Source organism: Kribbella sindirgiensis (assembly GCF_004331435.1).
GTDB lineage: Bacteria > Actinomycetota > Actinomycetes > Propionibacteriales > Kribbellaceae > Kribbella > Kribbella sindirgiensis.
The window spans coordinates 136,885-149,963 of the sequence record NZ_SJKA01000017.1; the positions used below are offsets into that span (position 1 = coordinate 136,885).

General features: G+C 68.9%; 16 protein-coding genes and 1 pseudogene. 10 read left to right on the forward strand and 7 right to left on the reverse strand.

The features are described 5' to 3' along the window. Nucleotides 1–11: 11 nt before the first annotated feature. Nucleotides 12–515: a DinB family protein gene (locus E0H50_RS34580; protein WP_131295214.1), complete on the reverse strand. Its 504-nt coding sequence runs from the start codon at nucleotides 513–515 to the stop codon at nucleotides 12–14. Then, nucleotides 512–1,306, reverse strand: a complete 795-nt coding sequence (locus E0H50_RS34585) for a helix-turn-helix domain-containing protein (RefSeq protein WP_131295215.1) — start codon at nucleotides 1,304–1,306, stop codon at nucleotides 512–514. Before E0H50_RS34585 ends, E0H50_RS34580 begins: the two co-directional genes overlap by 4 nt. A gap of 114 nt (nucleotides 1,307–1,420) precedes the next feature. On the opposite strand from E0H50_RS34585, the gene E0H50_RS34590 reads away from it, so the two are divergent. From E0H50_RS34590 to E0H50_RS34600, 3 genes are all read left to right on the forward strand, one after another. Further along, nucleotides 1,421–1,783, forward strand: a complete 363-nt coding sequence (locus tag E0H50_RS34590; RefSeq protein WP_131295216.1) for a nuclear transport factor 2 family protein — start codon at nucleotides 1,421–1,423, stop codon at nucleotides 1,781–1,783. A 99-nt stretch (nucleotides 1,784–1,882) separates the two neighbouring features. Continuing rightward, nucleotides 1,883–3,301 (forward strand): alpha/beta hydrolase, encoded by a 1,419-nt coding sequence (locus tag E0H50_RS34595; protein ID WP_131295217.1) that lies wholly within the window; start codon nucleotides 1,883–1,885, stop codon nucleotides 3,299–3,301. Nucleotides 3,302–3,341: 40 nt separating this feature from the next. Next, nucleotides 3,342–4,079, forward strand: coding sequence for a phytanoyl-CoA dioxygenase family protein (locus E0H50_RS34600; protein WP_131295218.1), 738 nt, complete (start codon nucleotides 3,342–3,344; stop codon nucleotides 4,077–4,079). On the opposite strand, the gene E0H50_RS34605 is transcribed toward E0H50_RS34600, so the two are convergent. Then, complete coding sequence (locus tag E0H50_RS34605; protein WP_131295219.1) at nucleotides 4,060–4,917, reverse strand: aminoglycoside phosphotransferase family protein; 858 nt, start codon at nucleotides 4,915–4,917, stop codon at nucleotides 4,060–4,062. The two genes, E0H50_RS34600 and E0H50_RS34605, sit on opposite strands and share 20 nt — an antisense overlap. Before the next feature lie 89 nt (nucleotides 4,918–5,006). On the opposite strand from E0H50_RS34605, the gene E0H50_RS34610 reads away from it, so the two are divergent. Together E0H50_RS34610 and E0H50_RS34615 are read left to right on the forward strand one after the other, a co-directional pair. Continuing rightward, a complete protein-coding gene (locus tag E0H50_RS34610) occupies nucleotides 5,007–5,807 on the forward strand; it encodes a methyltransferase domain-containing protein (protein WP_131295220.1) in 801 nt (266 codons plus the stop codon). 439 nt (nucleotides 5,808–6,246) lie between these two features. Further along, nucleotides 6,247–6,999 (forward strand): hypothetical protein, encoded by a 753-nt coding sequence (locus E0H50_RS34615; protein ID WP_131295221.1) that lies wholly within the window; start codon nucleotides 6,247–6,249, stop codon nucleotides 6,997–6,999. Nucleotides 7,000–7,167: 168 nt separating this feature from the next. Here the strand turns inward: E0H50_RS34615 and E0H50_RS34620 are convergent, their stop codons facing one another. The 3 genes from E0H50_RS34620 to E0H50_RS34630 all read right to left on the reverse strand — a co-directional run bounded on the left by E0H50_RS34620 (nucleotide 7,168) and on the right by E0H50_RS34630 (nucleotide 9,326). Further along, nucleotides 7,168–7,491 (reverse strand): hypothetical protein, encoded by a 324-nt coding sequence (locus E0H50_RS34620; RefSeq protein WP_131295222.1) that lies wholly within the window; start codon nucleotides 7,489–7,491, stop codon nucleotides 7,168–7,170. Beyond that, nucleotides 7,488–7,670 (reverse strand): hypothetical protein, encoded by a 183-nt coding sequence (locus E0H50_RS34625; protein ID WP_131295223.1) that lies wholly within the window; start codon nucleotides 7,668–7,670, stop codon nucleotides 7,488–7,490. The genes E0H50_RS34620 and E0H50_RS34625 overlap by 4 nt, the downstream gene beginning before the upstream one ends. A gap of 276 nt (nucleotides 7,671–7,946) precedes the next feature. Further along, nucleotides 7,947–9,326, reverse strand: a complete 1,380-nt coding sequence (locus E0H50_RS34630) for an MFS transporter (protein ID WP_202868464.1) — start codon at nucleotides 9,324–9,326, stop codon at nucleotides 7,947–7,949. A 63-nt stretch (nucleotides 9,327–9,389) separates the two neighbouring features. Here E0H50_RS34630 and E0H50_RS34635 point away from each other — a divergent pair, with 63 nt between their 5' ends. Further along, entirely contained in the window at nucleotides 9,390–9,809 is a 420-nt protein-coding gene (locus tag E0H50_RS34635) for a winged helix-turn-helix transcriptional regulator (protein ID WP_131295224.1), read from the forward strand. Here E0H50_RS34635 and E0H50_RS34640 read toward each other — a convergent pair. Then, entirely contained in the window at nucleotides 9,790–10,968 is a 1,179-nt protein-coding gene (locus tag E0H50_RS34640) for an MFS transporter (RefSeq protein ID WP_165547399.1), read from the reverse strand. The two genes, E0H50_RS34635 and E0H50_RS34640, sit on opposite strands and share 20 nt — an antisense overlap. Nucleotides 10,969–11,030: 62 nt before the next feature. Here E0H50_RS34640 and E0H50_RS34645 point away from each other — a divergent pair, with 62 nt between their 5' ends. The 4 genes and pseudogenes from E0H50_RS34645 to E0H50_RS43230 form a co-directional block, all read left to right on the forward strand. Further along, a complete protein-coding gene (locus E0H50_RS34645) occupies nucleotides 11,031–11,435 on the forward strand; it encodes a helix-turn-helix domain-containing protein (RefSeq protein WP_131295226.1) in 405 nt (134 codons plus the stop codon). A gap of 80 nt (nucleotides 11,436–11,515) precedes the next feature. Then, complete coding sequence (locus E0H50_RS34650; protein WP_131295227.1) at nucleotides 11,516–12,292, forward strand: GNAT family N-acetyltransferase; 777 nt, start codon at nucleotides 11,516–11,518, stop codon at nucleotides 12,290–12,292. A gap of 179 nt (nucleotides 12,293–12,471) precedes the next feature. Further along, nucleotides 12,472–12,678, forward strand: coding sequence for a hypothetical protein (locus E0H50_RS34655; RefSeq protein ID WP_131295228.1), 207 nt, complete (start codon nucleotides 12,472–12,474; stop codon nucleotides 12,676–12,678). Between the two features lie 77 nt (nucleotides 12,679–12,755). Then, nucleotides 12,756–13,079, forward strand: a pseudogene (locus E0H50_RS43230) (DUF222 domain-containing protein); the annotation flags it as partial.

The following is a 13,079-nucleotide window of genomic DNA, read 5'->3' on the forward strand; positions in this document are numbered from 1 at the left end:
GTCACGCAGCCCTACTCGCCGGTGGCACCATCCGCGAGTTCGCGGGCCACATCCAGGTGGCCCGCGTGCCGTGCGTATTCCTGCAGGACGTGGAACAGGATCCAGTTCAGCGTGGGCCGGTCGTTTGTCCCGAAGCGTCCACCGGCCGCCGCGACCGTCGCCGGATCCTCGCCGGCCACCACGCTCCGGGTGAACTCGCCGCCCGCGTGCAACTGGGCCAGCAGCCCCTCGAGTGTGTCTCCCGCCTCGACCCTCCACGGGCCGTCCGGGTCGTCCGCCGAGTCACCCCACGGGTGCTCCACCTGCTCGCCCGTGAAGCCCCAGCGCAGCCAGCGCCGTTCCATGAAAATCAGGTGCTTCAGCAGCTCCAGCGGTGTCCAACCCGATGGCAGCTTGCTGCTGCGCAGGTCGGAATCGCTCAACCCGACGAGCTTCTTCTCGATGATGTCGCGGTAGCGGTCGAGGTACTGCAGGTGCAGTTCGAGGGTGTCGGCGAGATCGCGGGCCGGCTTCACGACAGTGCTCGCAGGTACTCGGCGGTCGCGTCGTCGGCCGGGTAGAAGGACTCGATCATCAGCTCCGACACCGTGACGTCGAGCGGGGTGCCGAACGTCGCGATCGTGGTGAGCAGCGACAGTTCGCGGCCGTCGTGGGTGAGGTTGAACGGTACGACGACCTCGGCCGGCCCGGGTGGCGCCGGCTTGTCGTCGACGGCGTACCCGCGAAGTTCGTCGTACAGGTCCTGGAGGTCGGGGTCCGCGGTGCCGGCGACCTGGCGTTGCAGGCTCGCGAGCGCGGCGGACCGGACTTCGGCGATGTTGGCGATCCGCCGGGCCAGGCCGTCCGGATGCAGGGTCAGCCGGAGGGCGTTGATCGGTGCCTGCAGCAACTTCTCGTCGACGTCCGCGGTGAAGATCGCGATCCCGGCGTTCGCCTCGACGATGTTCCACCAGCGGTCGACGACCAGTGCCGGGTACGGTTCGTGGGCCTTCAGCAGGCGGCGCAGCGTCGTCCGGATCGCGAGCATCGACGGCGAGTGCAGCGACGCCTCGCTGTAGACCGGCGCGAACCCGCCCGCCAGCAGCAGCTGGTTGCGGTCCCGCAGCGGTACGTCGAGATGCTCGGCCAGCCGCATCACCATCTCGCGACTCGGCTTGGACCGCCCGGTCTCCACGAAACTCACGTGCCGCGTGGACACCTCGACGCGGTTCGCCAGCTCGAGCTGACTGAGCCGCCGGCGCTCCCGCCAGCCGCGCAGAAGCTCACCCACCGGGCGCTGGAACGTCTCCTCGATCGTCGCTGCCATACCCCTGACCGTAGCGGTCCGCGTAGACAGCTCCATTACCTCTGACGTCATCGACGGTACGCCGGGCGTGGCGGCAAGGTTCTGGTCATCGCAACGAACCGAGGAGGAAACACCATGAACGCAACCGCTCTCGCCGACCAGTACTTCGCGACCTGGAACGCCGCCGACGCCGACCGCCGGGCCGAGCTGATCGCGGCGAACTGGACCGCGGACGCGACCTTCCAGGACCCGAGCTTCGAGACCACCGGCCACGACGAGCTGAACAAGCTGGTCGGCGCCGCGCAGCAGATGTTCCCGGGGCTGTCGTTCGTCCGGATCGGGGACATCGACGAGCACCACAACTACCTGCGCTGGACCTGGCACCTGAAGGCCGAGGGGCAGGAGGCGGTGGCCGGCGGCACGGACATCGTCGTCCTCGACGCCGACGGCAAGATCCAGCAGCTGATCGGGTTCCACGACTTCGCCCCGGCGCACTGAACGTTCGGGCACAACCTGTGGCGCATCCGACTTGCGGCTGCTCCTGGATAGCCGATCGGCGGATGCGACGAGCCACACCCGCCGCCTAGGTTGGCGGGCATGTGGAAATCGTTGACAGCGGCATCGATCGTGGGGTCTCTGGTAGCGGCCGCCGTTCCGGTGAGTACGGCGGCCGCCGCGGGGACCCTGGACTGGAAGGCCTGCAAACCCGGCGCGGTCGAGCAGTGCGCGACGCTGACCGTGCCGCTGGACTGGTCGAAACCGGCCGGCCCGACGACGAACGTGTACGTCGCCAAGGTCCCGGCGAAGGATCAGAAACACAAACTCGGCGCGCTGTTCTTCAACCCGGGCGGGCCTGGTGGCGCGGGCGGGTCGATCTTCGCGGCAGGGCTCGCGGACGTTGTCCTGCCGCAGTACCGGGACAGGTACGACCTGGTCAGCTTCGACCCGCGTGGGACCGGGAGCAGCAGTCAGCTCGACTGCGGTCCGGTGCTGCGTCGCGGCGTACCGGTGTTCCCGAAGTCCAAGGCGCAGTACGACGCACTGGTCGCGTCGAGTCGCGCTACCGGGGAGCAGTGCCTGAAGCAGCACGGCGACCTGATGCGGAACCTGGACACGCGGACCGTCGCGCGCGACATGGACGCGATCCGGGCAGCCCTCGGCGAGTCGAAGTTCAACTACATCGGGCTGTCCTACGGGTCGTACCTGGGCACCTTGTACGCGCAGCAGTTCCCGCGGCGCGTCGGCCGGATGGTGCTCGACGGGATCCTCGACCACAAACAGGGGCCGGTGCGGCTCATGCTCGACGAGGCGAAGGAGATGGAGGCCGGCTTCAACCGCTTCGCCGCGTGGTGCTCCAAGGGCGTGTCGTGCGCCCTGCACGGGCAGGACGTCGGCGCCGTCTGGGATGCGACCGTCCGCAAGGCCGACAAGACCCCGCTGACCGGGCCGCACGGTCCGGTGAACGGCGACGTACTGCGGATGGCGCTGCCGACTTTGTTGCCGTTGACATCAATGGTCTCGGACAACTGGCCGGTGCTCGCGACCGCGCTGGCGAAGGCGGCGAAGGGCGACGGCACCGACTTCGCGAATGTCAGCTACGTCGGCGATCCCGAGACCGCGTACGCCGCGGTGTCCTGCATGGATCTGCCGGGCGAACTGCGTGGGTACGCCGATGCGCGCGCCCGGCTCGCACTCGCCAAGGCCGTCGCGCCACGGGTCGGTGCCGCGGTCGAGGCCTGGGCGATCACGGCCGCCTGCGCCGGCTGGCCGATCCCGCCGAGCAACCCGTGGGGTGCGACGCCGGTGCACGGTACGCCGCCGATCCTGATCACCTCTACGCTGCACGATCCGTCCACGCCGATCACCAACGCCCGCAGCCTGGCGCGGCAGATCGACAACAGCCGGCTGCTGACCGCCGACACCTACGGGCACACGGCGTACTTCAACTCGGCCTGCGCGCGGGACCGGATCGCCGACTACCTGCTGGACGGGAGGCTGCCGGCCGCGAACTGCTAATTCGGTGGAACGTGCTCGCCGGTCGTGCGCAGGATGGACCATGCTCACCACCGAAGAGCTGGACGTTTTCGAGCGCGACGGGATCGTGAAGATCCCGTCCGCGTTCACCTCCGACGAGGCCGCGGGGATGCGGGACGTGCTGTGGAACGAGCTGTCCGCGCGGTACGCCATGGATCGCGACGACCGTTCGACCTGGACGCCGTTGCGACCGACCGGCCTGAAGACCACGAAGTCCTCACGCGGGGCCCACGCGATCCTCGGTCCGCGCGTGCGGTCTGTGCTCGACGGGCTGCTCGGCGAGTGGATCGAGCCGAAGGACCAGGGGCAGGTGCTGGTCACGATGCCGGAAGGCGTGCCGTGGGCGGTGCCGCATCGGCAGTGGCACACGGACGCCGGCTTCGAGACCGAAGTCGGCGCTGTCAAGATCTGGGCGCTGTACGGCGATATCGGGCCGGGCGGCGGCGGGACTCCGCAGGTCGCGGGCTCGCACAAAGTGATCGAGCGGTTCTTGGGCACGACGGACGAGCGGGAGTTCAAGGCGGTTCGCGATCAGGTGCTGCGGTCGGATCCGTGGTTCCGCAACCTGACGTCGGAGGAGCGGACGGTCGACCCGATGGAGCCGGCCGATCTCGACGGATTGCCGGTCCGGGTCGTCGAGCTCGCCGGTCAGGCCGGCGACGTGTACCTGACCCATCCGTGGATCCTGCACTCGATCGCACCGAACGCGGCCGACACCCCGCGGATGATGCGCAGCCGGTTCATCTGGAGAGCGCAGTAACCAATCGCGCGCAGCGCACCGGGTCCTCGGTGAGGCCGACGGACAGTCCCCAGAGCCAGTAGTCGACCGTCCGCCAGATCACCCAGTCGCGCGCGTGGTCCCGGTCCAAGGCGGCTTCCCGGACCGCGCTGTCGAAGTACTCGATGATGTTCGGCATCTCGTCGAGCCGCGTCCACAGCACCCGGCCGAGGTCGTACTCGATGTCGCCCTGGAACAGGACCGGGTCGACGGTGAGCCACGGCTCGCGGGTCCCGGCGAGCACCTGCGCCGAGTGGAGGTCGCCGTTCACCGCCGCGGTCGAGGTGGTTTCGGTCGGCGCGATGCGCAGCGCCTCGCGGAGGATCGCCTCTTCGAACGGTCGGCCGAGGCGCTCCCATTCCGGCTCCAGCTGCGCGGATCGCGTGGTGACGATGTCCGCGGTCGACCGCGCGTCGGCCGGAGCCGGTACGGCGAGTCTGCGCATCAGCTGCCCGAGTACGGCGACCGCTTCGTCGACGGGCCGGGTCGTCAACGGTGTGGACAGTCGTTCCAGCAGCATCGCGCCGGCGTCGACCTCGGCGTCGTACAGGTGGGCCATGCCCCGACCTGCCCACCAACGGAGCGCCCAGGTCTGCTCGGCGACCTCCTGTCCGGGCGGCGACATCCGCAGTACGAACTCCTCGCCGCGGCGCGTGACCGGTACGACAACGGCGTTCGACCCGTGTGCAACCGCTCCCACGACCGTCAGATCCCACTGCCGGCACTGCCGCTCGACCGCCCTCGGCAGCTCCCGCAGCCAGTCCGCGCCCTCGGTCCACCACCGCGGCATCCGCAGAAATTCGTCGGGCAACTCGATCATCGGGTCACCGTAACTGGGGCAACCCGGGGCATTCATCCGATTTCCAAATGCCCTCCCCGGCGGCGCGATCGAGGATCATGATGTTGGGCATGGGCGGAGAGGTTGACGAGGACGGGTTGCGGTTCGACGCGGCGGTGTCCCGGCAGATCGAGGCGGTGTACACCACGTCGGACGTGGTCGAGCAGCGGCGGGTGGTGCGGGCGGCGCTGGCGTTGCGGCCCGGCGACCGGGTGCTGGACGTCGGTTTCGGGCCGGGGTTGCTGGCCGCGGAGATGGCCGCCGAGGTCGGGCCGAACGGGCGGATCTGCGGGATCGACATCAGCGAGAGCATGCTGGCGATCGCCCGCACCCGCGCCGATGTCCCCGGCGGGCCGGGTCTCGAGCTCGAGCTCGGCTCGGTCGCGCGGATCCCGCACCCGGCGGAGAGCTTCGACGTGGTGGTCTCCACCCAGGTCTTCGAGTACGTCGACGCGGTCGCGGACGCGCTGGAAGAGGTACGACGGGTGCTCCGGCCGGCGGGTCGCGTCGTACTGCTGGACACGGACTGGGGTTCGGTGGTGTGGCGATCGAGCGACGACGAGCGGATGGCGCGGGTCCTGACCGCGTTCGAGGACCACCTGGCGGATCCGCATCTGCCGCGGACGCTGGCCGACATACTGGCGAAGACCGGTTTCACGCCGACACATCAGCAGGTGGTGCCGATCCTCAACACGGCGTACGACCAGCACACGTACAGCGGCGGCCTGATCGACATCGTGTCGGAGTTCGTCCCGGGTCACGCCGGCGTGACGGAGGAGGAGGCCCGCGCCTGGGCGGATGATCTGCGCGGTCTCGGCGCGAGCTACTTCTTCAGCCTGAACAGGTATCTGTTCGTCGCGTCGGCGCTCTGAGCCGTCCGGTTGGACGCTGTGCGACCTCGGCGGGTGCGTCCTGGGAGAGACACACCCGCCGGGCCGGTCGTTCTCCCGCCCCTCAGTGGGAGAACTCGCGGCTCGGTGAACACCACCCATGCCCGAATGGCACTGACCGAACCGCGGGACCACCTACAGGTACCCCAGTTCGTGGATTCGCACACACCCCGGCACGCGGTTCGGCCGGAAAACTTCACATTCCTCAAACCTTCGCCGGTAGTACCTGACCTGACAGCGGCCTAGGCTGGTTCGCGATTTTCGTGCGCCCGGGGTCGGTGCGCGGATGCCCAGGGGGAAGGAACGGCAATGCCGGAAGTGTTCGACGACGAGTTGACCGAAGAGCAGCTGGACGAGCTGGAGGCGCTCGGCGCGGCCGAGGACGCGGAGCGGATCCTCGGGGCCGGGGCCGGTGGAAAAGATGCCTGAGGCAAGGATTTCCTGGCGGGGCTTCACGATGAACAGGCGCACCGTGGCGATGGTGGAGGCCGCGGAGCAGCTGTACCACTCGAAGTTCGCGATCCTGCAGGGGTCGTACAACGCCGGCGGCGTGGACGCCTCGGCCGGTACCCACGACGGCGGCGGCGCGGTCGACGTCGACGTACGGACGAAGAGCGCCGCACAGCGGGTCGCGGTGGTGAAGGCACTGCGGCAGGTCGGTTTCGCGGCCTGGCTGCGGACGCCCGCGCAGGGCAACTGGCCGTACCACGTGCACGCGATCGCGGTCGGCGACAAGGACCTGTCCCGCGGCGCGGCGATCCAGGTGGTGGAGTACCACCGGAAGCGGAACGGGCTGGCCAACCGCGGCCCGGACGACGGACCGCCCGGGTACTACGGGATGACCTGGGAGCTGTACCTGAAGGCGCACCCGCCGAAGGAGCCGGTGCCGGACTCGACGATCTCGCTGGCCGCGATGGAGTACGCGCGGACGCACGACGCGATGACCGGCGTGTGGGGCGCGGACCGGGCCCGGGTGATCGCCTGGGCGGCGCATCCGCGGGTCGGTGCGATCACGAAGGCCGAGACGGTACCGGCGGCCGGCGTGCCGTGGCACCTGCACTTCCAGCGGGTGATCCGGAAGGTGCAGCTGCACTTCAAGCTCGAGGTGACCGGCATCTTCAACACCGCGGTCGCCGGCGTGATGAAGCGCTACGGCTACAAGATCGTCGCCTGAGCCCCTGCTTCCTTCAACTGAACCAACGACAAGGCCCCACCGGTAGCAGCCGGTGGGGCCTTGGTGGTCCACTACCGCCCGGGCATCCCCGGTGCAGCTGTGGAGGTGGAGAGCGGAACCGACGCCGATGCAGGGGTCAAGACGTCAGCTCCGCTTGCCTGTGTGGAGTTATCTCGAGTCGGCCGCCCAGACGTGCGCCTGGTGGAACTCGAGGTGCTGCCGCATCGCCGCCGGAGTACCGCCGGGGCTGACGTACCCGAGGTGGTTCATGGTCGGTACGACGACCGCGTGGACGTCGGACCGCTTCACCTCGTCGAGCAGTGCGTGGAACGCCGCGGACTCGGCCGAGTCGCGCTCGGTGTAGACGGTTCCGAGGGTGAACCCCTCGGCGCTGGCGAACGCGGCGAGTGCATCGGTCGCCGCGGCCAGCTCCTCCGCGCAGTTCAGCGCGTCGGCCCGTACATACCCGAGCAGCGTCGGCCGGGTCGTCATCGGTCTGCGTCCACCAGCACCGGCTCGCTCGTCACCCGGAGGGACGCGAACCGGCGGCGCATGGCTTCTTCGTACTGCACTGCCTGCTCCGCCATGGCGGTGTGATCCGCGATCGGGTGAGCGCCGAACCAGACCCGCACGCGACGGTGCGTTGTGGGGGTCTCCAGCGTCTCGGTCATCGCAGTTCCTTCGGCAGTCTCGGTCAGACCCCGGACGGCTTTGTCCGGCGTTGAGATAAAGAACACCTCACCGGTGGGTACCTTCGGAACACTTTGGTAGGGACCTTTACAGAGGCCTAACGCAGAGTAGGGAAACCCTACGAACGTGCAGGTCAACGCCCTCTCAGCCGGATCGTCAGGCGGACCGGAAACTCTGTCAAGAATGGCTGCAGCTATTTGCAGATAACGATTCGGCGTCGCGAATTGTTCGGCGGAGAGAGAAATTCGGATGTCCTGCTAACCGTTTGCAGCAGACCGCTCACGCACCGAAAGGTAACTCACCACGACACCGAGTGCAGCGGCCGCCAGAGGTACTGCGAGGCCGGCGCGGAATCCCCCGGTCGTCAGCTCCTCGCCCGCCGCCAGAACGGCCGCCACCGCTGCCAGCCCGAGTGCGGATCCGAACTGGAACGACGTCGTCAGCACGCCGCTCGCCAGTCCCTGCTCGTCCTCGGCGACTCGCTCGGTCGCGGCGATCGTCAACGGCCCATAGGTGAGCGCAAAGGCGAGCCCGAGCAGCAGGAACGCCGGAAGCATGACCGCGAAGGTCGTTCCCAGCGGCAGAAAGGCCGTGTAGGCGAAGGCGGCGAGCACGAATCCGCCGAGCACCACGCGTCCGTTGCCGAACCGGGCCACCAGCCGTGGCGTGAGGGTCGGAGCGAGGACGGCGTCGATGCCGATCACCATGAGGGCTAGCCCGGTTTCCAGCTCGGACCAGCCGCGCAGTTCCTGCAGGTAAAGCACTGCGATGAACTGGAATCCGACGAACGATCCGACCAGCAGGATCGCGCCGAGATTCGCGCGGATCAGGGCGGTGTTCCGCAAGAGTCCGAGCCTGATCAACGGCGTGGTGGCACGCTGCTCGATCCGCACGAAGGCTGCGAGCAGCACCAGCCCGGCGGCGGCGGTTGCCGACGTCTGTGCCGCCGGTACGTCGGGCGCGCGCACAACGGTTGTCACCAGCAACAACATCGCACCGGTCAGCGTGAAGGCTCCCGCCAGGTCGAAGCCGCCGCGATGGGCAGTCCGCGCGGGGTCCCGGGGAAGGAGCGCGACGGCGCCGGCCAGGATGACGGCCGAGACGATCACCGGCGCGAAGAACACCCATCGCCAGTCGATCGCGCTGAGCAGTCCGCCCGTGACCATGCCCAGCGAGAATCCGCCGGCCGCGGTTCCGGCGTACACCAGTAAGGCCTTGGTGCGTTGGGGTCCTTCCGGGTAGGTCGTCGTGATGATCGACAGGCCGGCCGGGGTCATGAAGGCGGCCGCGATCCCGGTGGCGAAGCGGGCCAGGATCAGTACCCAGCCCTCGGTGGCGAACCCGCCGAGGCCGCTGAACAGCAGGAACACCACCAGCCAGCCGACGAACATCCGGCGCCGGCCGAGGAGGTCGGCGGCACGGCCGCCGAGCAGGACGAACCCGCCGTAGCTGAGGGCGTAGGCGCTGACGATCCATTGCAGTTCGCTGGTGGTCAGGCCGAGTTCGGCCCGGATGGACGGCAGTGCGACGCCCATCATCGAGACGTCGATGCCTTCCAGGAAGATCGCGCCGCAGAGGACGAACAGAACGGCCCAGGCGCGGCCGGTCAGCCGTTCCGGGGTGACGGTTGACGACACAGGAGACTCCTTCTCATGGTTACCTCTTGTAACTGACCCCATCATCAGGAACCATCGGGAGTTGTGGAAGAAGGCACTTCAGAGGAACCGAGTCACTCCTGCTGCACCGAGGAGGCGTTCCAGTGGGACACCCGGGAGGACTGTGAAGTCCGCCAGATCCTGGACCGGATCGGCGACAAGTGGTCCCTGCTGGTGATCGCGCTGCTGGACACCCAGTGCATGCGGTTCACCGAGCTGAAGAAGACGATCGACGGCATCAGCCAGCGCATGCTCACGGTGACGCTGCGCCAGCTGGAACGCGACGGTCTGGTCAGCCGGACCGTTCACCCGGTCGTGCCGCCGCGCGTCGACTACGAACTCACCCCGCTCGGCGTCACGCTGCACGCGACGATCCAGTCGCTCGTGACCTGGACGGAGACCCACCAAGCGGAGATCGCGACCGCGCGGGCCAGGTATGACGCTCTCAGCTCGGGGACCGTGTGAAGCTCGCCGGATGACCTGGTACGACGAACAGCGTCAGGCCCGCGGCGCAGACCGCGAGTCCTGCGATGACGTTCAGCGTGATCGGCAGGCCGAGCGCAGTCGTCGCCGCGGGGGCTGCCAGCGCACCGATCAGCAGCGCCAGTGAATCGGCGGCGAAGAAGATCGCGCTGACACTCGCGAGCACTTCCCGTGGGGCGGTGCGCTGGATCGTCGTCTGGGCAGTGACGAGGAGGATGCTGCCCGGCAGGCCGATCAGTGCCGCGGCGACGATCGCGAAGGGGATGTTCGGGGCGTTGAAAAGCGTGAAGTACGCCGCTGCGGTGGCTAGTTGGGTCAGGGCGAGGAGCTCGCGAGTTCCGAGCAGGCGGGCGGCTTTGGTGCTCAGGGCGGCGCCGACCAGGTATCCGGCGCCGAGGCCGGAGATCAGGTAGCCGACGACGTACCCGGGCGCGTGCAGGCGGCCGACCGTGAACGGTACGAGGAGCGCGGTGAGGCCGGCGTTGGCGGTCAGAAAGACGGTCTGGCCGATCAGGATGCCGCGCAGGGCGCGATGCCGGATCGTGGTGCGGAGTCCTTCGAGTGAGCGCGGTGGAGCGCCCGTGGTCGCGTGCCGGCGGGTGCGGACCGTCGCGATCGTTGCTGCGGACAACAAATAGCTGGCGATGTCGACGGCGAGTACGAACTGGATCCCTGGACCGGCCAGCAGCAACGCGCCGAGCGGTGGTGCGGCCAGGCGGATCACGCTGCCGGTGACGGCGTTGATCGAGTTCGCGGTGGCCAGTTCTTTGCCGGTTCCGACGACCGCCGGGAGCAAGGCGCGGGCGGCCGGACGGAACACTGTGGTCGCGGTGTTCTCGAGCAGGATCGCGAGGTAGATCGGCCAGAGGCGGTCGCTGTCGGCGAACAGGATCAGCCCGACCGCCGCCGCGCTGACGAGATCCGCGATCCACATCGCCCGGGCCAGGTTCCAGCGGTCCAGCAGGACGCCGGCCCAGGGGCCGATGAGGAGTGCCGGAAGAGCCTCGAGTGCCAAGGTCAGGCCGGTCGCGACGGCCGACCCGGTCAGCGCGAACACGTGGAACGGAATCGCGACCACGAGCAGCCAGGACCCGATCCCTGAGACCGCGCCGCTGAACCAGAGCCGCCGGAAATCTCTCACGGCGCCGGAATCTATCCTGTTGAGATAGACAACGGCAAGAGTGTTCTGTGAAGATAGGTCGTATGGAGCTTGGTGAGGTCCTCCGCGACCGGCGGAAGGCGGCCGGGCGGACGATCGCGTCGGTTGCGGTCGACGCGGGCTTGTCCGTGCCGTACATCGCGAACCTCGAGAACGGGCGCGGGAACCCGACGATCGCCGCGCTCGATCGGCTCGCGACCGCGCTCGGGGCGCGGCTCGACGTACGGATCGGCGATGAGGAACCGGTGTCGTCGCCGTCGGTCGGTGCCGAGCTCGTCGCGGGCTCCGACCGGGTCGACAAGGTCCTCGCCGCGGTGGCCGGTGGGAGGTCCCGGGCCGCTACCCGGCGCGAGTTGATCGCGACGCTCGACGCCCTCGCCGTACTCCTGGGCCGACCGCCGGGGCCTGCCGACCTGAGCCGCCTCCTCGACCTCCTCCAGCTCGCCTGACCCGGTCCTGTGGTGATCTGGGTCGCGAGTGGGATCATCTTGGTCGCGCGGGGTGATCGGCGGGCCGTAGGGTCGCGGTCATGGACATCGGTGCACGGATCGCCGCGGCTCAACTGACCGGAGCCGCACGATCGAAACGTCAGGTGATCGCCGGCCCGCTCGCCGGTCTGCTGCACGACAAGGACGACTGGTACCTGTCCGGCCTGCTCGCCGCCGAGCCGGGCCGGCCGTTCTCGCCGGACGACCTCCCGTGGGCGCTCGACACGATCCGCCAGGCGTTCGCGGCCGAAGGACGCTGGCTGAGCGCGGAGCTGGTCGAGGAGGCGAACCCCGGCCTCGCCGAGGCGCTCGCCGCGAACGGGATGACGCTCGTGTCCCGCCTGCCGTTGCTCGTCGTCTCACCGGCCGAGTTGGTCCTTCCCGAACTGCCGGACGGCGTGACCGTGCGCGTCGTGGCCTCGGAGTCGGATCAGGAGGCGGCGAATGCGGTGTCGGCGGACGCGTACGAGATGGACACCGCAGGCTTCGTGTTCAGGCCGGATGCCGCCGACGGCGGAGCAGTTCTCGTGTACGCCGACGACGTACCGGTCGCGACCGCGGCGTGGACCGCGGTGGCCGACGAGGTGACCGAGATTGCCGGAGTCGGGACGGTGCACAGTCATCGACGGCGCGGGTTCGGAGGTATCGCGACGGCGTACGCGACGTTGAAGGCGTTCGAACTGGGCGGCGCGACGCTCGCTTGGCTGACGCCTGGGGACGACGGTGCGGACCGGGTGTACCGGCGGCTGGGATATGGGCCTAGGGCAACGGCCGTGCACCTCGGCGACCCCGGTGGCCACCTGGCCGACTTGCGCTGATCATGGCGCTGCGGGCGGAGGATCCGGGATGCTGCCCTGCTGCTGGAGGATTGGCGTAGCTGGGTCGGGGTCGAGAACGGCGGGTGGCCGGACCTCGGTCATGACGGCCCATGGCTGGAACGCAACGCTCTCGGCCTGACCATCTGGCCTCGCGGTGACGAGGATGGCGCTCGAAACCCGTGCGTGACGGGCTGCCGGTGCGGGTCCTCTACAGCCAGGTGCCTGAACTGCGCCGCTCGCTACAGACCGACCTCCGCGGTCTCCTGGACAGCCTCCGCCGCTGGGCCGACACCCACTACCCCGACAGCGCCACCGCCCTGGTCGCCCACGTCTTCGCAATCACCGACCCGGTCCCACTACACGTTTCCGGTACGCCGATCCTGTGACGTTTCCCCTTGTGGATAAGGAAAAACAGGCTGTCCGTGGCTTGAACCACCCGCGCGTCTTGCATAGAATCGAACACATGTTCGAGCAAGATCTGGATACGTTGACCACCCGCGACCTGCTGGAGCGTGCCGCGGACTGCCGCACGGTGGCCAACCGCGCCGACGCGCACCTGCTGGAATGCGCCCAGACCTACGCCGACCGCTTCCACCCCTCCGTCTGCCCCACCCGCCCAACCCGCCGCGCCAACGACGGCCGCGAACGCGCTGTGATCCTGGGCGGCGAGGGCTGCCCCGAAATCGCCGAGTTCGCGATCGCCGAGTTCGCCGCCGTAGTCGGGGTCTCACCCGGCGTCGGCCGCGCCCTGCTCGCCGACGCCCTCGCCCTGCGCCACCGCTTCCCC